Origin of the sequence: Neobacillus sp. NPDC097160, from assembly GCF_044762155.1 — a bacterium.
Classification (GTDB): domain Bacteria; phylum Bacillota; class Bacilli; order Bacillales; family Cytobacillaceae; genus Neobacillus.
The window spans coordinates 54,599-77,105 of sequence record NZ_JBIWDU010000002.1 but is presented as its reverse complement, the minus strand read 5'-3'; the positions used below and the strand labels follow the sequence as shown (position 1 = coordinate 77,105).

Sequence of the window (22,507 nt, the reverse complement as noted above, 5' to 3'; positions counted from 1 at the left end):
TAGTGGTTACGGCAATGCTTCAAGTGCTGAAAATTCCCCAATAATTCTCTATCGATTTTTCTACAAAAAATTACAATTATATTACATTACCGACAGTTTCATTGTTTTTAGTCTATTTAGACTATAAACTAGTAATATATTAAGAAACGGAAATAAAGTTAGGGAATAAGAGGAGATTTTGTTATGATAAAAAAATTAATTAAATATACGGTTTCAGCTGCGGTTCTCGCTACTATGGTTCAAGCAACACCTACTTTTGCAAGTCCAGAAGATTCACCAGTAACACAAGGACAAATCGAAGCGACACAAGGACAAATTGAAGACTTTGAAACAAAGATTCAACAATTAGACGACCGCATCATCTTAGCAATGGAGAAAAGTGACAATCTGAATAATCAAATTAAAACACAACAAGGAAAAATTGAAGAAACAGAGGCTGAAATCGAAAAAGCCAAAAAATCCTTAGATGTTCACAAAAAAGTCTATTCTGAACGACTAAAAAGCATTCAGTTAGAGGGGAAACAGTCAATCGTTACATACGCAGAACTTTTGCTTTCTTCAAATAATATTTCAGAGTTTTTAACTCGTTTTACTGCCATTTCGCAAATTATGGAAAGTGACACGGACTTACTGAATGGTTTAAACGAAAAAGAACAGGTGTTAAAAGATGCAGAGGAAAAATTACATAATGAATTTGACAAATTAAAAAAGAGCCAGGATCAATTAGCTGCTGAACAAAAAAGCATTGAAGAAGTTAAAAATGAAGTTGCAAAAGAATTAGCGGATGCGAATAACAAATTACAAAACCAAAAGGATCAGCTGGCTAAACAAGAGGAAGAAGAGCAGGCACGATTAGCGCAACAGCAGCTTGAAGCGCAACAAGCGCAACAAGCTCAACAACCTCAACAACCTCAACAAGCGCAACAACAGTCCGGACAGCAATCTTCAGCAAACAATGCTACAAATTCAACATCATCGGCTGCTGCTCCCAATCCACCTGACGCTGCTACGGCAAGTGCAGTGATTGCGTATGCTAAACAATTTTTGGGTGTTCCTTATGTTTGGGGCGGGACAACGCCAAACGGATTTGATTGTTCGGGATTCACTTCATATGTGTATCGTGCAGTGGGCATTAATCTCCCAAGAGTATCACGTGACCAGCAAAATGTAGGAACGAGAATTTCTCCGAGTCAAGTACAGCCGGGAGATTTAGTATTCAGGGGTTCGCCTGCCCATCATGTCGGCATTTTTATTGGAAATGGGCAATATATACATGCCCCGCAAACGGGTGATGTTGTGAAAATTTCTTCTTATAATCCTTCGTCTTTTTCTAGTGCTGCTAGAATATTACCTTAATGGGGGCAATTTTTTGAAGTGTAAACTTAAATATTGAAAGATCCTTTAGAAAAAAGTTAATAATTTCCTTTTGTTCCCTCAGACGAATGGTTTGGGGGAAGTTTTTTTATCTATAATTTTATCGCTAATTTCAGTGCAAACATAAAAATTGGTATAGGTCGTCATCTTTGCATGGAAACGGTATAATAAATTGGCAGAAGTAGACATTAAAAAGGGCTGCCTTATGTTGATATGTAAAGTAATAAATAGATGTTTGAATGACTATGATTTTTTTAGGAAAGAGAAAGAAAAAAGAAGGGAAGGTGAAATGATGATCAAAGAAATAAAAGAACTAGGCTGGAACTTTGACAACAGTTACGCCCGTCTGCCGAAATCATTCTATTCCAGTCAGAGCCCGGTCCCTGTACGCTCACCAAAGTTAATCATTCTCAATGGCCCATTGGCAGTATCCCTGGGATTGAATGTTGAGGGGCTGCAGAGCGAAGAGGGAGTAGCGGTGTTTGCCGGCAACCAGATTCCTGAAGGAGCTTTGCCGCTTGCACAAGCATATGCCGGACATCAATTCGGGCATTTTACAATGTTAGGTGACGGTCGTGCCGTGCTGCTTGGGGAGCAGATCACTCCTTTGGGAGAACGTTTTGATATTCAGCTAAAGGGACCAGGAAGAACGCCATACTCCCGTGGAGGCGATGGTCGAGCGGCACTTGGACCGATGCTGCGTGAATATATCATTAGCGAAGCAATGAATGGGCTTGGTATTCCTACCACCCGCAGCCTGGCAGTGGTGTCAACCGGCGAGCTAGTCATCCGTGAAACCGACCTGCCTGGTGCCATACTGACCCGTGTGGCGGCAAGTCATATCCGTGTTGGAACCTTTCAATACGTTGCAAAATGGGGAACAGTTGAGGAACTTCGGATCCTGGCTGACTATACACTAACGCGCCATTTTCCGGATGTTGAAGCTGATGAGAGTCGATATCTCTCACTTCTTCAAGAAGTGATCAAGCGTCAAGCTGCCCTGATTGCCAAATGGCAGCTGGTTGGCTTTATCCACGGGGTGATGAACACTGACAACATGACTATTAGCGGAGAAACCATTGATTATGGTCCTTGCGCCTTTATGGATGTCTATGATCCGGAAACAGTATTCAGTTCGATTGACGTTCAAGGGCGTTATGCCTATGGTAATCAGCCGTATATGGCCGGGTGGAATCTCGCGCGATTTGCTGAAACCCTATTGCCGCTGCTGCATGACAATCAGGAACAGGCGATCAAACTTGCCCAGGATGCGATTTCAAATTTTATGGAGTTGTATAAAAATAATTGGCTCGCGGGAATGAGAGCAAAACTAGGAATATTTAACGAAGAAAAACAGGATGAAACTCTTATAGATGATCTCCTTAGTATGATGCAAAAGTATCGCGTGGACTATACCAATACTTTCCGGGCATTAACCTTTGATACGCTGGAGGAAACGATCCTGCCCGGGACGCCAGAATTTGCTCAGTGGAATGAACGGTGGAAGGAAAGACTGCAACGGCAGGAGGAATCGAAAGCCTCCTCAAGTGAGTTAATGCAGAACAGTAATCCTGCCCTAATCCCTCGGAACCACCGGGTAGAAGCCGCGCTAGATGCCGCAGTGAAAGAAGGGGACTATTGCGTGATGGAGAAGCTTCTTGAGGCTCTTTCAAGCCCGTACGCTCACACTTCCGCTCAAGCTGAATATTCCACACCAGCTTTGCCATCATCTAGTCCTTACCGAACATTTTGCGGTACATGATATAGACGCATAGGGAACAAAAACAAGGAATGATCTTTAATAAGAACAAGACTCGCAAGCCGAATTTCCTAATGTCGCAGGTGGAAATTCGGCTTATTATTTTTTAATTTACTATTCAAATTGGTTATAAAGTTGTTTTTTTAGTACTATATTTATATATATTTGCTAGTTTAAAAGAAACCATTATGAAGAGGAATGTAGAGTATGAATCAGGAGCTAATAAAAAATGCGGATACATGCTATGAACTGGCTGAGCAGAAGGCTGCTCATTATTTTCAATCACTTTATGTCCAGGTCTCACAACAGAACTATATTCCTACCCTAACAAATGATCTCCACTCCTGGAAACACAACCATATTCACCATTATCCATTATTATCCTCTTTTTTGCGTGGTAAGAAGAAACCTGACCCACAGGAGTACCACAATTATATTCAATGGCTAGAATACACAGGCAAACTCGAGCCTTACTTGGATCGAAGCATCTCGTATATTTTCATGCGGGATCTGGGCAAATCTCTCGATTCAATTAACACTCAGAATAGAATTCGACGAGTAGTCGACAGTTTAAAAACTCACCTGACAACAGGCCGAGGAGATAAATCTAAAGACTTTAGCGTGGCCGGGTTGTACCGGTGGGCCCAGAAGGAAGGCATTGAAACCACCTTTATCTGGCTGATGAACAAACTAAAAACGGTTTCCGCCAATATTCCAAAGGGGATGAATGCAGAACATGCCCAGCGAAAGCTTATCAAAATCATTGCCGGTGTACTTATGCACGTGATTGAAGAGATGAGTTCGGAGATAACTCCTGTAGAACGTACTCAGAAACTTGATAACGCTATTAGGCTTGGTTATTCCTATGGTCTGACATATCCCTTCATTGACGATCTTCTCGATTCAGAAATCTTATCCGATAAAGAGAAAAAACAATACTCCACTTTGATACGTACCACCCTTATCACAGGGTCTGTACCGAAATTAGGCGAATGGACTGGGAAAACAAAAGATCTGATCCGCTATATCCATTCGGAACTTCGATCTGCCTTTGAGTATATTAAGTCCCATCAGCGGCCAGAGACACTGAAATCATTCTTCGAGCAATCCTATGTATTTTTCCATTCCCAGGAAGTGGATCGTGAAAAGGATCTATCCAATTCAAATTACACCAATGAAGAGCTTTATATACCGATCATTTTAAAATCCTCATCTTCACGTTTGATTGTCCGTTCAGTCATCAGTGCTCCTGAGGATGAGGGCTTTGACAGCCGAACATTCTTTTATGGCCTTTACAATCAACTGGCGGATGATTTTGCAGATATGTTTGATGACATGAAGGAAGGTGCGGTAACCCCCTATACATATTATCTGAAATATCATGATAAGCGATCAGATCTGATAAACCCCTTTGAATTATACTGGGCGGTCATCTCTAATTTGATCCATAATGTGTATCACTCAGATTCCAAAACCTGCGAAGTGATTCTGGATCGTGCAATAAATGGTCTTAAACGATTTAAAGAACGGATGGGAACTGAAAAATACAACGAAGTGATGAACCTATTTGCTTCAGAAAATCCTAAATTCAATCGTGTTATTCAAAGGATGGTTCGAAAAGCAGATGATGTGGATTTCTTTGATAAATTGCTACGGGACCATATGATTGTCATTCTGAAAAATGAACGGAAGGAACAGGACGACTTTTTAGATACGATTGAAACGGTACGCGATCAAATCAACAACATTTTGAAAATCCCTAAGGTCGAGAATGTATCTCTGCTGAAAGATCCGATAATCGATGCAGCAAATTACAGCCTTGAAGGGGACGGAAAGCGATTAAGACCGATAATGACATGGGTCATGGGTGTTAACGAATATGGATTAAACCAATCGGCAATCGTGCCGCTTTTGAGATCGTTGGAATATATGCATACCGCATCCTTAATCTTCGATGATTTGCCAGCCCAGGATAATGCGTCCACCCGCAGGGGGCGTCCAACCTTACACAAGGTATACAACATTGCAATAGCAGAATTAACGGGTCTCTTCCTTACCCAGAAGGCTATTGAAGAACAAGCATCTCTTGACGAGTTCGATTCGAAAACTGTGCTAAACCTGATTCAATATTCAGCTCACATGACAGAGCTGATGTGCAAGGGACAGGCGATGGACTTGGAGTCGAAAGGGAAACAATTGACGCTGGAACAATTGAACATGATGTGCTTTTATAAAACGGGTATAGCATTCGAAGCTTCTCTGATCATGCCTGCAATACTCGCCAATAAAAAGGAGTTCGAAATGGAGGCTTTGAAAAAATTTGCCCGCCATGCCGGAATTGCGTTTCAAATTAAAGATGACCTGCTCGATGTTGAAGGGGATCTGCTCTTAATGGGAAAACCCATTGGCAAAGATGCTGAAAATAACAATTCGACTTTTGTCTCAATTCTTGGTAAGGAGGGTGCTAGAAAAGAGATGTGGGAACATTACTGTCTTGCAATGGAAACGTTGCATGAGGTACCGCGGAATACTGCTTTTCTGAAGCATTTATTGAATTATATTGTGAACCGGGACCATTAGGTTTAGGGCTGAAGCTGGAAATAGGGGTAACGATAAGCAACCACAATTGCCCTTGCGGATTCTATTTTGTTAGTAGAACACTCAGGAATGGGCTTGCATATGCTGACAAAAAGGGGATTGTTGTATGAGTATTATTACTTTTATCCTTTCTGCTATTATTGCACTGATAATCGGTACTGTTGCGGATAAGGTATCACCTGTTAAAATGCCTGGAAGCTGGGCTGGAGCAATAGTAGCTGGTTTCATCGGTGCGTGGATTGGTCCGCTTTTATTTGGGACATGGGGTCCTATAGTAGCAGGTTTTTCACTAGTTCCAGCGCTGATTGGTGCCATAATTGTAGTCATTGTTATCGGAATCATTGCCAAGGTTTTGGATTAACTTAATAAAGAAGAGCCTGTAAAAACAGCAACAGGTCCAAAAGAATTGAAAAATAATAGATTATGATACTTGCAAGGAGACAAGGTCTTTTTTTAGACAAGTCTACTTGCTTTTTTTTGCGTAAATGAAAGAATTCAAATATGTGATAAAATAGTTATAACATTAACAAATATACTCGACAAATTATTTAAAAAATGAAAGGGAATCAGAGCGCATATGGCGATAAAAACAGTTTCTATTATTGGGCTAGGGGCATTAGGAATACTATTTGGAAATCAATTAAGTAAGAAAATGCAGATTGAGGATTTAAGAATTATTGCGGATAAAGATCGCATCAAAAGATATGAAGAGGACGAGATTTATTGTAATGGGGAACGTTGTCATTTCCACTATGTTACCCCCGAGGAAGTCTGCGAACCAGCGGATTTGCTTATTTTTGCCGTTAAATTTAATGGATTGAATGATGCAATTCAAGCGGTGAGGCATCATGTTGGAGAACACACCATTATTTTATCCTTATTGAATGGGATTACGAGTGAAGCGATTATTGGAGACACCTATGGAATGGACAAAGTCCTATATTGTGTGGCACAGGGTATGGATGCAGTTAAAGTGGGGAATAAACTGACTTATGACCATATGGGAATGCTTTGCTTTGGAGAAAGAGAATCCGGTTATGTCTCCCAGAAAGTAAAAATGTTGGCAGCGTTTTTTGAAAAAATGGACGTTCCATATGAGGCCGATTCCAATATGGTTAGAAGGCAATGGGGGAAATTTATGCTGAATGTAGGGGTAAATCAAACGGTTGCCGTCAATAAAAGTAATTATGGTGAAGTTCAAAAAAGTGGAAAAGCAAGGGAAACCATGATTTTAGCTATGAGAGAGGTTATCGCACTTTCGGAAAAAGAAGGGGTTTGTTTAACTGAAGAAGATTTGAATTATTGGCTAAAAGTATTGAGCACATTAAGTCCCGAAGGAAAACCGTCTATGGCTCAAGATGTGGACGCGAGACGGTTAAGTGAAGTGGAATTATTTGCAGGTACAGTCGTAAGTTTAGGTGAAAAGTATGGAATTCCTACACCAACAAATAAAGAACTATATAGTGAGATTAAATTGCTTGAAGGTCAATATTATGTTCAGTGATCCCATTGATACTGATATCGTCCTATAAAGAAATGACAATTGGGATAATTACATAATGCTACCAGGGCATAACAGGCATCGATTTATGTTAATATAGTAGAGAGGAAAAATAGTATAGGAGTAAAGGATTTTTTGGGGAGGATTATTGATGCATAAGAATAGCATTGCTGCTCTACAAAGTGGTGGGGGAGCTGCTTTATCGAGTTCTACCTTATTTGCTGATTTACGGGCACTTTTTAAAGCGCCTGTGTTAATCGCAAACGTATTGCCTGTGTTTACAGGATTTTGGTTAGCACTTTATTTTACCGATGTTTCCATTAAAGATTATTGGGGTGTCTTTTTACTAACGGTTATTGGCAGTACGCTTGTTATGGCGGGGGCTCTTGTAATTAATAACTGGTACGATGTTGATATTGACACAGTAATGGACAGAACGAAGAACCGACCAACAGTAACAGGGCATTTTTCGCTAAAAATGGTTTTAACCTTGGGAATATCCTTATCTATAATTGGGTTCATCCTCTTACTTTTCACAACAGTTGAAGCAGCTGTTTATGGGTTTGTGGGATGGTTTACCTACGTAATCTTATATACGATGTGGTCAAAACGCAGATATACACTTAATACTGTTATTGGGAGTGTTTCCGGGGCTGTTACTCCTTTAATTGGCTGGACAGCAATAGAATCTGGTTTTCATATCATCCCAATTATGCTGGCACTCATTTTGTTTATTTTTCAAATGCCTCATACCTTCGCAATTGCGATCAAAAAATACGATGAATATAAAGCGGCAGGAGTTGCTATGCTGCCAGTTGTATATGGGCTGCCGATGACAAAGCGGCAAATGGTAGTCTATGTAGCCTGCTTACTGCCATTACCATTTTATCTGGCTCCGCTTGGGACAACATTTGTTGTTCTTGCCACTTTGCTTAATATTGGCTGGCTGGCTGTGAGTATATCCGGATTTTTCACGAAGAACGATCTTAAATGGGCTCATGTGATTTTTCTTTATTCTGTAAACTATATAACCATCATGTTTCTGATGATGATTATTGTTACATTGCCGGTATTTAGATAAACACCTAATTTTCTAAAGAAATAACACAAAGCTGTCTCCAAAGTATGGAAGAAAATTGCCATACAAGGGGGCAGTTTTTTTTTTGAAATTTTTACGTTGTTCACAAATTTGTCATTATTGCTTTCGTCCATTCTTACAATAAAAACCTATTTTACAATAATGGGAATACGTGGAAAATGAGTTTGAAACAGTGATAATAATGCTTTTGAGTGCGTTAAGAGATATCTTCATTTTTCATATTCTGATGCAAATAAAATAATAAAGAAATTTCATCCTCTTTAAATAATTCTCATTCCCGTGATGCAGTTCACTTCTTTGATAACTCTTCGCAATTATGATGTAAGTATAAAGAATTTAAGGGAGATGAACTGGGATGGCAGCTACAAAGGGTAACAAAAAAAATGAAGTGTTCGAAGCTCCGCTAAAAGGAACCTGGATTTCCGTGGGCGTTGTAGGAGTAGTTATTCTTCTTACGTATTTAGTGTTGTACGGACTTTTTATGTCTAGATTATAGGGGGAAAAAAGATGAAGATGCATCTTGATGAAAAGATATGGCTGACCTTAAGTTTTGGTATGATCATGATTTTTATGTTTATCACAGGCTACCAGGCATTTGCTTACGATATGGAGCCGCCAAGTAATAAAGAAATCATTGACCCGCAAAAAGTAGATCAAACAGCACCATTTGATAAGCCGGGGATTACTAAGATTGGTGAAAATGAATATGAAGTCGTCATGACATTGCAAGTATTTAGTTTTAGCCCGGGAAATATTGAAGTGCCTGCCGGATCTACTGTGCATTTTACCTTAACTTCTAAAGATGTCGTTCACGGATTTGAAGTGGCAGAAATGAATTTAAATGCAATGGTCGTGCCAGGACATGTTCAAAAGATTACTCAAAAATTTGATAAGCAAGGCACATACCTAGTGTTGTGTAATGAATATTGTGGTGCTGGTCACCAAATGATGAGCACCACTATTACGGTTAAATAAAGGGGGGGAAGCAAAATGCAAACAGCAAAATCGCAAAATTTTAAAGATAAAGCAAATAAGGTAATGGGGATTAGCAAGGAAGACGCCTTATTAACGAAATCATATATTTTTGTAGCATTTATGGCAATACTTCTTGGCGGGATTTTGGGCCTTGTGCAAGGGCTGAATCGTGCAGGATTGTTGGAATTACCTTCATGGGTAAACTATTATCAAGTGTTAACCGCACATGGTTTGTTATTAGTTGTTGTATTAACTGCCTTCTTTACGATTGGATATTTTTACGCAGGCCTTTCCCATACATTAGGCGGTCTGCTTCCAAAGGTTCGAACGATGGCTTGGATCGGCTATGGATTGAAGATTGTCGGTTTTGTTTTAGCCGTCATCCCAATCATTATGGGTGATGCCTCTGTTATGTATACTTTCTATCCGCCAATGGCTGCAGCACCAATGTTTTATATTGGTTTAGCATTAATTGTAGTTGGCGTTTGGATGTGTGCTTTCGGAGCCTTTATCCAAGTTGCCAATTGGAGAAAAAATCATAAAGGACAGCATGTTCCTATTCTATCTTACTTTGCAACTGGTGTATTTGTACTATTATTCTTCGGTTCACTGCCTGTGGCAATCGAAGTAATCGTGATGATTATTCCTTGGTCATTCGGCTGGGTTAAGACGATCAACGTTATGGTTGCACGTACACTATTCTGGGCTTTCGGCCATACGTTGGTTAATATCTGGTATTTAACAGCCGTTTCTGCCTGGTATGTTATCGTACCAAAAATTATTGGCGGCAAACGCTGGAGTGATACATTAACTCGTGTTGTTATCATTGCATTAGTAGTTATGAATATTACTGGTGGATTCCATCACCAAATCGTTGACCCGGGAATTTCACCATCTGTTAAATTTATGCACGTATTTATGAGTTTAGCGATTGGCTTCCCATCCTTAATGACTGCATGGGCTATGTTCGCCGTATTTGAACGGACTGCAAGAAAACAAGGCGGAAAAGGACTAATCGGCTGGTATAAAAAAATGCCTTGGGGCGATGTTCGTTTCTTAGCTCCGATGATTGCGATGATTGCCTTTATTCCAGCTGGTGCCGGCGGTATTGCGCAAAGCACCAACCAATTAAACCAGGTTGTTCATAATACAATGTGGATTGTTGGACACTTCCACTTAACACTAGGTATGTCCGTTGTTATGACATTCTTCGGAATTAGTTATTGGTTGGTTCCGTATATTTCTAAACGAGTATTAACACCACAAATCAATCGCTTAGGTGTCATTCAAACATGGATTTGGACAATTGGTATGATCTTTATGTCTGGATCAATGCACGCGGTTGGATTACTTGGTTCACCGCGTAGAACTTCTTTTACAACTTATGGAGACAATGCAACAGCGTTAAGCTGGAACCCATATTTATTGTGCTTAGCTGTTGGCGGGACATTATTAATCATTGGTGTGCTACTTCAAGTGTACGCAATTATCAATATGATGTTCTTTGCACCAAAAGGGGAAACAGAATTCCCAATTGCAGAAGAAGAAGAAAATGCAACCAAAACACCATATTGGACAGACCGTTGGGGTATGTGGATTGTCGTCATGCTATTGGTTGTTGCCATGGCATATGTCATCCCATTATCAGAGTTTATCGTAAATGCACCTCCAGGATCGCCACCGTTCAAAACATGGTAAACAGAAAAGCGGAAGCGCCTTGCCCAGGGGCGACAGGCATAAGACGAGCAGGCGAAAAGGCTGCCCTTTAGCCTTCTTGACTGATTGGCTTATGACCCCGAGCCCCTAGGCGCTGCAGCTAGACAGTTATCAAAGTTAAAAAAGAGATAGCTCTTTGGTCAGGGCTATCTCTTTATGCTTAATACAACTGCAAAAAAATAGATTTGGGAAGTGGTCTTCATGATCAAAAATTGGCATACTACATTTGCATGTTTGCTTGTTATCTTATTTGGAGGTGCGCTGTTCTTTTTCGGAACCGATGGTTTCCAGGCATTTACTGCGGAAACAGCACGGGTCAATAAACTAATTGACGATAAACCTAAATTCCCTGATGTGACTTTTGAGGATAGCAAAGGACGGAATTATTCTATTTCTGAGTTTAAGGGCAAATATGTATTTATTACCTTTCTTTATACATCCTGCACAACGGTTTGCCCGCAATTAGAAATGAACATGTCTAGAGTTTATGATAAGATACCAAGCAAATATATCGGCAAAGATATTGTCTTTTTAAGTATAAGCTTTGATCCTGAACGAGATGACCCAGCCACATTAGAAAAATACCGGAGCTATTTTAATAGTGATGGTGAAACATGGCGTATGGCAAGAATTAAAAATAAAGCTGAGTTGGATTCGTTGTTAAAAGCGTTTGGAGTCATTGTGATTCCCGATGAAAACGGCAATTTCGCGCATAATTCGGCGTTTTATTTAGTTGATAAAAAAGGCAGTCTTATTAATGTCATGGACTATAAAAAAATTGATGAAGCCGACCATACGGTAACAAGCATTCTGGATAAGGAAGCGGGGGAGTAAGAATGAAGCAATTAGTATACGGCTTACTTATTATCCTATTCCTTGCGGTTCCTCCTGTAGCTAATTTAATGGAATCAGTTATGATTATTCACATGCACATGCAAATGCCTATATTGGTATTTGCAGGATTTCTAATGGCACGATTTTTTCAAATCCGTTTCCCGTCCTTTTTTGAAAAATGGAATGGTAATGGTGTTCCGGGAATATTATTATTTCTTATCATGGTGTCCTATTGGACGATACCAAGGGCAATGGATGATGCCTTAACGTCACAGGGTATGGAAGTCTTTAAATTTATCAGTTTACCAATCTTGGCTGGAATCCCGCTTAATGATAGTTGGAAGAAACTTAAACCAATCGGAAAAAATATTATTTTTTACTTTTTTATCGCGTTATTCACAGCAATGGGATGGTTATATATTGAAACACCTGTGCAATTATGTAACAACTACCTTGTCATTGAGCAAATCACTCTTGGATGGGGGTTTGTTACAACTGCAATTTGTATCGTCATCTATTTATTATATACGGCTTTTGTTGATAAATCACAATATGAATAGGGGTTTAAACTCTTTGATTAGGGGAACTACATTTTCATATCGTTGTCGCCATTAATGGATATCTGAAGATAGAATGGTGAACGATAATGATAAAAAGGAGGTTTTCCCAATGGGTTTAAATGCGTTTAATGGAAAGAATAAAGAAGAAAAGGGCAAACTGGAAGAGGTTCTAAAAACTTCAATCGGAATCGAAGAAGATTTAATGCGGACGTACCTAATCACTGCTGAACGGATCCATGATGATGATGAACTAAAGGAACGCCTTGAAAACTTTGCCGAGGGAAATGCGAAAAGGACGAAACAGCTGATTGATGAATTAAATGAAGAAAAGTCTTAAACCATTGAAAGAGCCTGATATACATATATCGGGCTCTTACGCTGTTAATTGCCATTAGGCAGGTCGACTTCTATTTTCGCTTTAATCATATTGTACGTTTCATTAGCGAAATCTTGGTAAGGTGTATGTACCAGTGTGGAATAATTCTCCACGGCCTTTTTCGCCAATTTTATGGCCTCATTCCCATTTCCAAGTTCAAAGTGACAAAGCGCTTTGTATGAATCCGTTACATATAATAGCGTGAAATCAAACGGATGATGTACCCACGAAGGGATGTTTATTTTTTCGAGAAATGAAAGTCCCTCATTAAAGCGTCTGAGACCATAAAAAGCCTTTCCTTTTTCAAGCAGAAACCATATTTCGTAGACCTCAGTCATTTTCGGATCTGACAAATACTGGTCAATTTTTTCTAATGCCTTTACATAATCCTTCTCATAAATAAGGGCCATGATATTGAAAAGATCATGAAAAAGCGTGGAGCGCATGTCTTCCGCAAATTCCCCGTATTGTTTTAACTTTTTGGAATAATGGGCTTTCTTTTCCTCGTCATGTGTCATTAATGCATGGGCCACTGCAAGTCTATATAAATCATCAATCCGATAAAAGATGCGATGCTCTTTTGAAAAATGAATGGCACTTTCCATAACTAAAGTAGCTGCGTCAGAATCACCGACAGCAAAATGTAAGATCGCCTCATGATAATCAAGGTCGACTCGAGTCATTGGGTCGATATAAACATGATTTGACTCGATTTCTGCGCGTTCACGCAATAAGATAGTTAATGATTCTGTATAATCATGCTCGACAAATTTCTCCATTGCCCAAAAGATGCCGATGTTTGCCCGTTTTGCTGTAAGGTTCATCTCATCATACATTTTGGCTGCACGTTTGGAAATATCCCGCCAGCCATCCATTTTTTCATGGTAAAGACTCCGGCTATAAATATCTAATAATCGGGCCGATTCATATCCTTGTGTAAGCTTTTCAAAATAGGGTTCGGTAAGGCCAATGAGCAGTTTGTATTTATCTGTTTCAGAATCTACATTATAAAGCTTCTCTGCCTTTTCTAGAATCCCTCTTAATTCCTGTGTACTTACCTCTTCTAAGAGATCCCCGATTTCAACTCCTAGACGTTCCGCGATGTAGGCCAAGCTTTCCATTGAAGGCTTGGCCTTGTTATTTTCAATCAGACTTAGCATCCCTTTTGTCAGTTCTTTTCCTGCTAGGACCTCTAATGTCATCTTCTTCCTTTTCCTTATTTCTCGTATTCGTTCACCTAACATGCAAAAAAGCCACCCTTTAGTTATTTATTATGTTTAATTATATTAAACTTTTGCTTGTAATGGAAGGGGCTTCCATGTTATTATTTGTTTAATAAGATTAAACTTTTAAGGTGGGGTTTTTATGAAAGATAGTAATAAGCTGAAAAAAGCCACATATCATTTGTGGACCTTCACAATTAGTAAGCTGATTTCGTCTTTTGGGGCTCAAGTATATTCATTCGCTGTCAGCTTCTATATTTTACAACTGACGGGATCGGCAACAAGTTTTGCTGCGAACCTGATCTGCAATATTTTGCCGCGCACGCTTGCAGCCCCATTTGCAGGCTACATCACGGACAAATATTCACGCAAGATAATTGCAATCACTGCACAAATTGCCACAACTGTGGCCATCACGGGGCTCTTAGTGGTGACCCTATCATCAGGACTATCTCTCATCGCCATTTATACCACTTCATGCATTTTGTCCCTTACTTCTATGTTCTCCGGCGTTGCGTTTACTTCATCTATCACTGGACTAGTCGATAAAGAAAGAATTCAAAAAGCAATGTCATTGAATCAAATGTCGATTTCATTTGCTGCTATAGCCAGCCCGGCAGTGGGGGGGCTTCTATATGGTGCAGTTTCCATGCCTGTTTTTTTAATTATGTATATCGCTGCATCGAGTTTAGCAATCGTATTAGAATCAACCATGAATTTTAACCTGTTTGCCCACCGAAAAGAAGAGGTAGAAGGGGAGCCTAAAGAAACAATGTGGCAAAGCATAAAGGCTGGGATTTCCTACTTAAAATTGCAGCCGCTGCTTATGACAATTATCTGGATCTCCCTGCTCATTAACTTCCTTTTTGGCGCGTTTGAGGTTGGCTATTCCTTCATCTTGATAGAAAAAATGAAAATGGCTTCCCAGCGATTTGGTTTTACGCAAGGGGCATTTGCCATCGGAATGCTGTTACTGTCGATTTATTTCTCGATAAGAAAGGAAGTCAACTATCCACTTCTCGTATCAAAAAGGGCGATCATTGGCATGGGAGTCATTATGGGGGCAGTTGCAGGGCCATTATTGATGAGCTTAACCGATAATTCTATTTTCGTGTATTATCTGATGATTATGTTCAGTCTTGGTGCATTGGTCATCACCGTTAACACACCCATTATGGTCATGATGCAAAAGAAAATAGATGATGATTATAAAGGACGTGTTTTTTCAATACTTGAAACGATGTCGATGGCATTGATGCCATTAGGAATGGTTCTATATGGGTTCCTCTATGATGTTTTTCCAGCGCAATGGATTCTTCTTATATCGGCTTCATTGTTCGTGGGTGTGACCCTTATACTAGCAAGGCCCTCTGTTGTAATAAAGGCCCATCCAGAGCTTGAGAAGGTTAGAGCACATCGAAGAGGAGTGGCTTCATAACTAGCCTCGTTTGAATAAATTGTGCTGAATTTGTAATTTATCTTCCATTATAAAGAAGGATCTTATGGTAGGGTTTAATTAAGAAGGTATTTTTAGTAAATCCTAAAAAGGAGGTTTACTAACATGAAGGCTCGCTTAATTGAACCAAATAATGGCCCAAATATCCAAAAGGAAAAAGAAATTGTCAAGGAAATGATTGAGCTTTACTGCCGAAAGAACCACCATCGTGATGAGCTATGTAAAGACTGTCATGAATTAAAAACTTATGCATTATTAAGACTCTCATTCTGCCGTTTTGGCGAGGAAAAAACCGCCTGCTCCAACTGTAAAGTCCACTGCTATAAATTAAAATACCGTCAAAAGATGAAAGCTGTCATGCGTTACGCAGGGCCTTGGATGATGATTTATCATCCCATCTATTCTGTGAAGCATTTGTTGAATCGATAATAAAAAAGGTGCATTTCCCACAAACACAATTGAATGTGTTTTGAGGAATGCACCTTTTTTAATTATCTAACGCCTTTCATGAAGCCTTGAATTTTTGGTGCTAACATGAATAGAATGATACCTAGTACAATCGAAGCTCCACCGATGACACCAAAGTAAGTCATTTCGGTCTCAGGTGTGTAAAATCTAACGACTTGTGCATTGAGTGCTTGTGCAGCAGCATTTGATAAGAACCATAAGCTCATCGTTTGTGCTGAGAAGGCTGCAGGTGCTAATTTTGTAGTCGCTGATAATCCAACAGGTGATAACAATAATTCCCCGAATACACAAATTAAATAACTAAGTACAAGCCATAAAGGATTTACTAATGAATCAGATCCGCCAAGGTAAGCCGGCAGTAGAATCACTAGGAATGATATCCCTGAGAAAACTAGGGCGAACGAAAACTTTTGAGGAATCGTTGGCTGGCGTTTCCCCAATTTTACCCACAACCAGGCAAAAATAGGTGCGAATATAATAATAAATAATGGGTTTAATGATTGAAACCATGCAGGTGAAATATGAATTCCTGCAAAGTCTAACTGCGTACGTTCGTCTGCATAGTTGGCAAGAATGGTTGAGCCTTGCTCTTGAATCGACCAAAACATAACCGATGCAATAAATAGTGGAATATACGCAAGAACACGTGAACGTTCGACAGCTGTTGTTTTAGGGCTGCGATACATAACAACAAAATAGATTGTTGGAATCAAAACACCAAGAATGGTGACTAGATTAACGAAACCTTTAAACGTTATAAGTCCCATTGGGATTAAAATAGCACATAAAATAGCAATAACTACTACGCTCAATCCAAAAATAGTAAAGACTTTTTTCTTTTCAGTTGATGATAATGGATTTGCTACTATTGTACCTGCAAGGCCAAGGTTTTTCTTTTTTGTATAAGTAAAAAGTAATAGTCCTAAAAACATACCGACTGCAGCAATACCAAAACCAATGTGGAAGCTATAGTCCATTACTGCCCCAACAATTAGTGGAGAGATAAATGCCCCCATGTTAATACCCATAACAAAAATGGTAAAACCTGCGTCACGGCGATTGTCTTGTTCGCTGTACAATTCACCGACAACGCTAGAAACGTTTGGCTTAAGCAATCCTGTACCAAGGACAATCAATACCATGGATACGAAGAACATGCTTACACTTCCAGGAATAGCTAGAACAATGTGACCAAACATAATCAATATTCCACCGTAAAAAACGGACTTCGAAGTACCGAAAATTCGGTCAGCTAACCAGCCGCCAATGATTCCGGACATATAAACAAGTGATCCGTAAATGGACATGATCGAAAGTGCGAGGGTTTTGTCCATCCCCAAGCCACCCTTAGTGACCTCATAATACATGTAGAAAACGAGGATTGCTCTCATTCCATAATATGAGAAACGCTCCCAAAACTCTGTAAAGAAAAGAGTGAAAAGTCCTTTAGGATGTCCAAAAAATCCCTTCTGAGGTACACTCTCCACAATTTTCTGTCTATTTGTGTTTGACATTAGATAACCTCCTTTTGTTATTCTATAATACTTTTTGTGTGTTTGAATTGTCAAAAACTTTTTTTTGAAGTATAGATGGTTAATGGTTAAAAACCTTGATATTTCAACATAATAATGTGTAATGGTAGGTAAAAGAAAGTTTTTTTAAAATAGTAAATTTATTCTGATTAGGGTGTTTTTTCACTCTTAGAGATTAATAGGAAAGACACTTTGGCGGCAGGTCTTCCTATAAAATGAAAAAATGAAAAGCCCTCGGCGAAACATCTCACCGAGGGCTTTAACATTAAATACAGATTGATAGGGTTATGATTTAGTCGTGGAAGGGGCCAGATTGCTTATCGTTTTACCTAAAGTATTGGTAAGCAAATCCTCAATTTTTATATAGGGATCAATCCCATTCCAATTATCAGGCATAACTATATAATTGCAGGTACTGCTTTTTAAATAGTAATAAATAATCTGTGCTTCATCAATATCATTCCTGCTAACTTCTATGTGGGTATGTGTATCATTCTTGAAATAGGCCAATACGTTTGTTTTGATTATCTTAACGAGCTGCTCCATGTTATAGTCGGCAGTGTTAAATTTTTTGCTAAAAAGAACCTTGTTCCCCTTAATTAAGAAAAGTTTATTACTATTGTCTTCTAGGGGTTCTAGGATGACTATATTATTATTCGCTTCAGTAAATTCAATCACTGTTTCTTTATAAATGAGGGAACATATGGCATCTAGAGTGTCTCTGTATTTTGCAGCTGTTTCAAAGTCAAAGTTTAAGGATGCCGCAACCATTTTTTGTTCTATTTCTTCAAGAATGTTCGTATCAGTGCCATTTAGTAAGTCGATGATCTTGTTTAATATGTTTTTATACTGTTCAACTGCGGTCTTCTGGAAGCATATCCCTATACATTGGCCTAATGAATAGTTTAAGCAGGGAGTATTCTTATGGGTTGGGTTACTGCAGCTGATTTTAAAGAATTCTTTTAACCGTTGGACAGCTTTTGCTACAAAATGTTTACTAGTATAGGGCCCAAAATAATGTTTGCCGTCTTTTTTAACACTATTGGTAATTTCGAACTTCTGATGGTTACCGTCCAATTGAATCAAAATAAAGCTGTATGATTTTGGATTTTTCATCATTCTATTAAAAGTTGGCTTTATTTTTCTAATCAATTTACATTCAAGCATAAAAGCTTCAAATTCGGTATCTGTAAGGATGTAATTAAAGTCAGCAATGTTTGCCTTAAGCTTTTTTACCTTTTGAGAATGTGCCTTTGAATTTTGAAAGTACGAACTGACACGATTCTTAAGATTTTTAGCCTTCCCAACATAAATAATGTTTCCCTGGGAATCTTCCATAAGATAAACACCAGGTGTTAAGGGAAGGTTCTTTACTTTTTCTTTTAGGTTCATGTAAATTCCCCCATTACTAACTGTATTTTATCACAGTTATCCCAAATAAAAGAGGATGTCACATTGACATCCTCATTACTATTTAAGGGACCGGTTGTATAGAATGACAAGCAGGATGATCATGACGATATCTAATCTCGCGTTGAAGGCGAATTGGAGAAAGCCTGTGTGTAAGGATGATAATTTTGTTAATAAAAGGGCAGCCATCATGATGGCAATTAGCGGAATCACCGCAGTATTTACCGCTTTATTTAGCAAAATGAACATCCCGCAAACAATCTCCAATAAGACTACCACATATAACATGATGTGGGGATAGGGAAGTCCTAAATTGAGAAAGACATTGGCTAACTCAGTACTAATCAGTTTCATAAACCCGGACGTAATAAAAACATATGCCACAGCATATCGTATAAGTTTTATAGTTGAAAAAGACGTGTTCATGTCACTCCCCCTTAATAAAAACCATATGCCAAATGAGGGACAAACATCACACAAACTTGTCTAAAAACATGGTGCCTGACACCAATAACGTATTTACTAATATGAAAATAGGAGTAATGGTGCCTGTCACCAATAACGAATTTACAAGTGTGAAAATAGGAGTAATGGTGTCAGGCACCATGTGAAAAAAGGGCAACATGTGAAAAATTAGGCTAAAATGTTTTTGACATTGACGTTGCGTAAAGGTGTATTGTTGTTTGTGAGGAGGTGATTGCATGGAGTATACAGTGCAAAAGTTGGCACATTTAGCAGGGGTCAGCACCAGGACTTTAAGGTATTATGATGAAATTGGCATTCTTAAGCCGGCAAGAATCAATTCATCAGGATATAGAATCTATGGTCAGACGGAGGTGGATCGCCTGCAGCAAATTCTATTTTACCGAGAATTAGGTGTGAGCTTAGATAGCATTAAGGATATTGTTACTGCCCCAAACTTCGATGGCGCTGCTGCACTTCGAGATCACCGTGAGAAACTCCTCGAAAAAAAGGAACAACTAGAGATGTTAATTGCCAATGTGAATAAAACAATTGCCTTAGCAGAAGGGAGAATGGAAATGTCTAATAAAGAAAAATTCGAAGGCTTTAAGAAAAAGATGATTGAAGATAACGAGAAAAAGTATGGCAAAGAAATTCGTGAAAAATATGGCAGCGACACAGTTGATAAATCGAATGCAAAAGTCATGAATATGACGCAGGAGCAGCATGATGAGGTTACCGCACTGGCGGAACAAGTAACGGAAACTTTGGCTGAGGCTTATAAAACAGGTGACCCTAAAGGTGAGTTAGCGCAAAAAGCCGCTGATTTGCACAAACAATGGCTATGTTACTATTGGAACGAGTATAGCAAGGAGGCCCATGCCGGCCTTGCGCAAATGTATGTCGATGATGAAAGATTTACAGCCTACTATGATAAAGTACAGCCAGGGACAGCAGAATTTTTAAGAGATGCAATTCATATTTATACTGGGATAAAAAAATAATCATTCGATGCCTGACATTATTCGTGTTAAATCGCGAAACGTGTCAGGCAATTTTTTTAAAATTTTTTAACTTCCTGCCAAATTTCGACAAAATCCCCGATAGCGTGTATGTAATAATAGTCATAAAATTCACTAAATTTAATAGGAAGTCTGCTGATGAGTACTTAATAGAATAGCTAAAGTAGGTGTAAATGTGGATAAAGATCCTATTCTTCGCATACAGGACTTAAAGGTGTCGTTTCAATCAGGAAAAAAATTTGTCCCAGCAGTGGACGGTATTAGCTTTGAATTAAAAGATGGAGAAATTCTTGGGATTGTCGGCGAATCCGGGAGTGGGAAGAGTGTCACCTCATTAGCGACCATGGGGCTGATTCCAGCTCCACCCGGAAAAATTGAGAACGGAGAAATTATTTTTGAAGGAAAAGATTTGAAAAATATTTCGGAAAAGGAATGGCGAAAAATCCGCGGAAATCAGATATCGATGATTTTCCAAGAACCAATGACCTCATTGAATCCCTTATTCACAGTTGGCAATCAACTGATGGAAGCGATCCGGTTACATACAGACCTCACTAAATCACAAGCAAAGGTCCGGAGTGTCGAATTATTAAAGCTCGTAGGTATTCCAAGGGCAGAAGGAATCCTTAAAGAGTATCCCCACCAGCTGTCAGGAGGAATGAGGCAGAGGGTGATGATAGCGATGGCGATGGCCTGCAATCCCAAGGTGTTGATTGCGGACGAGCCTACAACGGCTCTTGATGTCACCATCCAAGCACAAATTCTTGCTTTGATGAAGGACTTAAATCAAAAAACAAACACATCAATCATTTTGATTACCCACGATTTAGGTGTGGTAGCGGAAATATGTGAACGGGTGATTGTGATGTACTCCGGTCAAATCGTTGAACAGGGCGACGTTAGGAAAATTTTAAAGGATCCACAGCATCCTTATACTAAAGGACTGCTTAAATCCGTACCAGATTTAAGAGGGAAAAAAGACCGCTTATACAGCATTCCTGGAACGGTCCCTGCCCCTGGAACCGTTTTGAATGGCTGCCGGTTCGCGGCAAGATGTTCTGAGGTATTTGCGGCATGCCATGAGCAAGCACCGGAATTATATAAAATGGAAAAAGACGGACATGAAGTGCGCTGTTTGCTTCATACATTGAAGGAGGGGAGTGACAAACATGTCGGAGTTACTTCTTGAGGTAAATGGCCTGAAAAAGTATTTTCCAATTACGGGAGGTCTCTTTGGAAGGACGCAAGGAGAAGTCAAGGCGGTCGACGATGTATCTTTTTATGTGAAAAAGGGAGAAACATTAGGCATTGTCGGGGAAAGCGGCTGCGGAAAGTCAACGACCGGGCGCCTGCTTATGCGCTTAATTGAGGCTAGCGATGGAAGAATTATTTTTGAAGATAAAGAGATTACCAGTATGTCAAAGTCTGAATTAAGAAAAACGCGCCGGGATATTCAAATGGTCTTCCAGGATCCCTATGCATCCTTAAACCCAAGGCATTCTATCGAGCAAATTTTAGAAGAGCCCCTGATTGTCCATGGAATCGGAACGAAAGAGGAGCGCCGGAACCTGGTAAGAGAAATGCTGGAGGTAGTAGGCCTCAGCAGCTATCACGCAAAGCGGTATCCGCACCAATTCAGCGGCGGTCAGCGCCAGCGCATAGGGATTGCTAAGGCATTGATGACAAAACCAAAGTTAATCATTGCCGATGAACCTGTTTCAGCACTCGACGTTTCGATTCAAGCACAGGTGCTTAACCTAATGAAGGACATCCAAAGGGAATTTCAGCTAACGTACATATTCATCGCCCATGATTTAGGTGTAGTACGACATATCAGTGATCGTGTTGGTGTGATGTATTTAGGGAGATTAATAGAATTAGCTGATAGTGAGGAACTATATGAAAATCCAAAGCATCCGTATACGAAAGCACTTCTTTCAGCAGTGCCGGTTCCAGACCCCGATTTAAAGAAGAAAACGATTTTAATAGAGGGGGAGCTGCCAAGTCCGGCAAATCCTCCTTCTGGCTGTGCTTTTCATACCAGATGCGGACAGGTGATGGATATTTGTAAAACGGCTAGACCTGCGGAAAGCGATCTATATGGTCATTTTGTGGCATGTCACTTATATAATGAGTGATTTA

The 22,507-nt window shown here is 39.5% G+C and carries 21 protein-coding genes; 17 read left to right on the top strand and 4 right to left on the bottom strand.

What is annotated here, in order from left to right:
• Positions 1–183 precede the first annotated feature (183 nt).
• The 12 genes from ACIQXV_RS02315 (at position 184) to ACIQXV_RS02260 (ending at position 12,753) form a co-directional block, all read left to right on the top strand.
• Positions 184–1,356 carry a C40 family peptidase gene (locus tag ACIQXV_RS02315; RefSeq protein WP_402955483.1) on the top strand — a complete coding sequence of 391 codons (1,173 nt, stop codon included), beginning with the start codon at positions 184–186 and terminating at the stop codon, positions 1,354–1,356.
• A 307-nt stretch (positions 1,357–1,663) separates the two neighbouring features.
• The gene (locus tag ACIQXV_RS02310; protein ID WP_402955480.1) at positions 1,664–3,136 is read left to right on the top strand and encodes a protein adenylyltransferase SelO; all 1,473 of its coding nucleotides are present in this window, start codon (positions 1,664–1,666) and stop codon (positions 3,134–3,136) included.
• Between the two features lie 204 nt (positions 3,137–3,340).
• Entirely contained in the window at positions 3,341–5,713 is a 2,373-nt protein-coding gene (locus tag ACIQXV_RS02305; protein WP_402955477.1) for a polyprenyl synthetase family protein, read from the top strand.
• Between the two features lie 124 nt (positions 5,714–5,837).
• Complete coding sequence (locus ACIQXV_RS02300; protein WP_402955474.1) at positions 5,838–6,092, top strand: GlsB/YeaQ/YmgE family stress response membrane protein; 255 nt, start codon at positions 5,838–5,840, stop codon at positions 6,090–6,092.
• Positions 6,093–6,308: 216 nt separating this feature from the next.
• Positions 6,309–7,235 (top strand): ketopantoate reductase family protein, encoded by a 927-nt coding sequence (locus ACIQXV_RS02295; RefSeq protein WP_402955471.1) that lies wholly within the window; start codon positions 6,309–6,311, stop codon positions 7,233–7,235.
• A gap of 148 nt (positions 7,236–7,383) precedes the next feature.
• Entirely contained in the window at positions 7,384–8,313 is a 930-nt protein-coding gene (gene cyoE, locus ACIQXV_RS02290; RefSeq protein WP_402955468.1) for a heme o synthase, read from the top strand.
• Between the two features lie 373 nt (positions 8,314–8,686).
• On the top strand, positions 8,687–8,827 hold the full coding sequence (locus tag ACIQXV_RS02285; protein ID WP_402955465.1) for a cytochrome c oxidase subunit 2A: 141 nt from the start codon (positions 8,687–8,689) through the stop codon (positions 8,825–8,827).
• An 11-nt stretch (positions 8,828–8,838) separates the two neighbouring features.
• Complete coding sequence (locus tag ACIQXV_RS02280; RefSeq protein ID WP_402955462.1) at positions 8,839–9,306, top strand: cytochrome c oxidase subunit II; 468 nt, start codon at positions 8,839–8,841, stop codon at positions 9,304–9,306.
• Positions 9,307–9,321: 15 nt separating this feature from the next.
• On the top strand, positions 9,322–11,004 hold the full coding sequence (locus ACIQXV_RS02275) for a cbb3-type cytochrome c oxidase subunit I (protein WP_402955459.1): 1,683 nt from the start codon (positions 9,322–9,324) through the stop codon (positions 11,002–11,004).
• Positions 11,005–11,223: 219 nt separating this feature from the next.
• A complete protein-coding gene (locus tag ACIQXV_RS02270; RefSeq protein WP_402955456.1) occupies positions 11,224–11,856 on the top strand; it encodes an SCO family protein in 633 nt (210 codons plus the stop codon).
• 2 nt (positions 11,857–11,858) lie between these two features.
• Entirely contained in the window at positions 11,859–12,416 is a 558-nt protein-coding gene (locus ACIQXV_RS02265) for a hypothetical protein (protein ID WP_402955453.1), read from the top strand.
• A gap of 109 nt (positions 12,417–12,525) precedes the next feature.
• Positions 12,526–12,753, top strand: coding sequence for a hypothetical protein (locus ACIQXV_RS02260; RefSeq protein ID WP_402955446.1), 228 nt, complete (start codon positions 12,526–12,528; stop codon positions 12,751–12,753).
• A 44-nt stretch (positions 12,754–12,797) separates the two neighbouring features.
• On the opposite strand, the gene ACIQXV_RS02255 is transcribed toward ACIQXV_RS02260, so the two are convergent.
• Positions 12,798–14,036, bottom strand: coding sequence for a helix-turn-helix domain-containing protein (locus ACIQXV_RS02255; RefSeq protein WP_402955439.1), 1,239 nt, complete (start codon positions 14,034–14,036; stop codon positions 12,798–12,800).
• 121 nt (positions 14,037–14,157) lie between these two features.
• Between ACIQXV_RS02255 and ACIQXV_RS02250 the strand changes: the two genes are divergently transcribed.
• Positions 14,158–15,453: an MFS transporter gene (locus ACIQXV_RS02250; protein WP_402955436.1), complete on the top strand. Its 1,296-nt coding sequence runs from the start codon at positions 14,158–14,160 to the stop codon at positions 15,451–15,453.
• Between the two features lie 123 nt (positions 15,454–15,576).
• Positions 15,577–15,900, top strand: a complete 324-nt coding sequence (locus ACIQXV_RS02245; RefSeq protein ID WP_402955434.1) for a nitrous oxide-stimulated promoter family protein — start codon at positions 15,577–15,579, stop codon at positions 15,898–15,900.
• 62 nt (positions 15,901–15,962) lie between these two features.
• Here the strand turns inward: ACIQXV_RS02245 and ACIQXV_RS02240 are convergent, their stop codons facing one another.
• The 3 genes from ACIQXV_RS02240 to ACIQXV_RS02230 all read right to left on the bottom strand — a co-directional run bounded on the left by ACIQXV_RS02240 (position 15,963) and on the right by ACIQXV_RS02230 (position 19,307).
• A complete protein-coding gene (locus ACIQXV_RS02240; RefSeq protein ID WP_402955431.1) occupies positions 15,963–17,453 on the bottom strand; it encodes a peptide MFS transporter in 1,491 nt (496 codons plus the stop codon).
• Positions 17,454–17,756: 303 nt separating this feature from the next.
• A complete protein-coding gene (locus ACIQXV_RS02235) occupies positions 17,757–18,863 on the bottom strand; it encodes a GIY-YIG nuclease family protein (protein WP_402955429.1) in 1,107 nt (368 codons plus the stop codon).
• Between the two features lie 78 nt (positions 18,864–18,941).
• Complete coding sequence (locus ACIQXV_RS02230; protein WP_402955426.1) at positions 18,942–19,307, bottom strand: DoxX family protein; 366 nt, start codon at positions 19,305–19,307, stop codon at positions 18,942–18,944.
• A 275-nt stretch (positions 19,308–19,582) separates the two neighbouring features.
• Here ACIQXV_RS02230 and ACIQXV_RS02225 point away from each other — a divergent pair, with 275 nt between their 5' ends.
• The 3 genes from ACIQXV_RS02225 to ACIQXV_RS02215 all read left to right on the top strand — a co-directional run bounded on the left by ACIQXV_RS02225 (position 19,583) and on the right by ACIQXV_RS02215 (position 22,503).
• Positions 19,583–20,347 carry a MerR family transcriptional regulator gene (locus tag ACIQXV_RS02225; RefSeq protein ID WP_402955423.1) on the top strand — a complete coding sequence of 255 codons (765 nt, stop codon included), beginning with the start codon at positions 19,583–19,585 and terminating at the stop codon, positions 20,345–20,347.
• A gap of 193 nt (positions 20,348–20,540) precedes the next feature.
• Entirely contained in the window at positions 20,541–21,554 is a 1,014-nt protein-coding gene (locus ACIQXV_RS02220) for an ABC transporter ATP-binding protein (protein WP_402955420.1), read from the top strand.
• Positions 21,535–22,503: an ABC transporter ATP-binding protein gene (locus ACIQXV_RS02215; protein ID WP_402955417.1), complete on the top strand. Its 969-nt coding sequence runs from the start codon at positions 21,535–21,537 to the stop codon at positions 22,501–22,503. The genes ACIQXV_RS02220 and ACIQXV_RS02215 overlap by 20 nt, the downstream gene beginning before the upstream one ends.
• Positions 22,504–22,507 lie beyond the last annotated feature (4 nt).

Bases quoted from the DNA above. Each gene is read 5' to 3' on its own strand.
- ACIQXV_RS02250 (WP_402955436.1), top strand. From the start codon at position 14,158: ATGAAAGATAGTAATAAGCTGAAAAAAGCCACATATCATTTGTGGACC.
- ACIQXV_RS02240 (WP_402955431.1), bottom strand. From the start codon at position 17,453: ATGTCAAACACAAATAGACAGAAAATTGTGGAGAGTGTACCTCAGAAG.
- ACIQXV_RS02275 (WP_402955459.1), top strand. From the start codon at position 9,322: ATGCAAACAGCAAAATCGCAAAATTTTAAAGATAAAGCAAATAAGGTA.
- ACIQXV_RS02245 (WP_402955434.1), top strand. From the start codon at position 15,577: ATGAAGGCTCGCTTAATTGAACCAAATAATGGCCCAAATATCCAAAAG.
- ACIQXV_RS02295 (WP_402955471.1), top strand. From the start codon at position 6,309: ATGGCGATAAAAACAGTTTCTATTATTGGGCTAGGGGCATTAGGAATA.
- ACIQXV_RS02225 (WP_402955423.1), top strand. From the start codon at position 19,583: ATGGAGTATACAGTGCAAAAGTTGGCACATTTAGCAGGGGTCAGCACC.
- ACIQXV_RS02270 (WP_402955456.1), top strand. From the start codon at position 11,224: ATGATCAAAAATTGGCATACTACATTTGCATGTTTGCTTGTTATCTTA.
- ACIQXV_RS02300 (WP_402955474.1), top strand. From the start codon at position 5,838: ATGAGTATTATTACTTTTATCCTTTCTGCTATTATTGCACTGATAATC.
- ACIQXV_RS02285 (WP_402955465.1), top strand. From the start codon at position 8,687: ATGGCAGCTACAAAGGGTAACAAAAAAAATGAAGTGTTCGAAGCTCCG.
- ACIQXV_RS02315 (WP_402955483.1), top strand. From the start codon at position 184: ATGATAAAAAAATTAATTAAATATACGGTTTCAGCTGCGGTTCTCGCT.
- cyoE (WP_402955468.1), top strand. From the start codon at position 7,384: ATGCATAAGAATAGCATTGCTGCTCTACAAAGTGGTGGGGGAGCTGCT.
- ACIQXV_RS02265 (WP_402955453.1), top strand. From the start codon at position 11,859: ATGAAGCAATTAGTATACGGCTTACTTATTATCCTATTCCTTGCGGTT.
- ACIQXV_RS02310 (WP_402955480.1), top strand. From the start codon at position 1,664: ATGATGATCAAAGAAATAAAAGAACTAGGCTGGAACTTTGACAACAGT.
- ACIQXV_RS02215 (WP_402955417.1), top strand. From the start codon at position 21,535: ATGTCGGAGTTACTTCTTGAGGTAAATGGCCTGAAAAAGTATTTTCCA.
- ACIQXV_RS02280 (WP_402955462.1), top strand. From the start codon at position 8,839: ATGAAGATGCATCTTGATGAAAAGATATGGCTGACCTTAAGTTTTGGT.
- ACIQXV_RS02230 (WP_402955426.1), bottom strand. From the start codon at position 19,307: ATGAACACGTCTTTTTCAACTATAAAACTTATACGATATGCTGTGGCA.
- ACIQXV_RS02255 (WP_402955439.1), bottom strand. From the start codon at position 14,036: ATGTTAGGTGAACGAATACGAGAAATAAGGAAAAGGAAGAAGATGACA.
- ACIQXV_RS02305 (WP_402955477.1), top strand. From the start codon at position 3,341: ATGAATCAGGAGCTAATAAAAAATGCGGATACATGCTATGAACTGGCT.
- ACIQXV_RS02235 (WP_402955429.1), bottom strand. From the start codon at position 18,863: ATGAACCTAAAAGAAAAAGTAAAGAACCTTCCCTTAACACCTGGTGTT.
- ACIQXV_RS02260 (WP_402955446.1), top strand. From the start codon at position 12,526: ATGGGTTTAAATGCGTTTAATGGAAAGAATAAAGAAGAAAAGGGCAAA.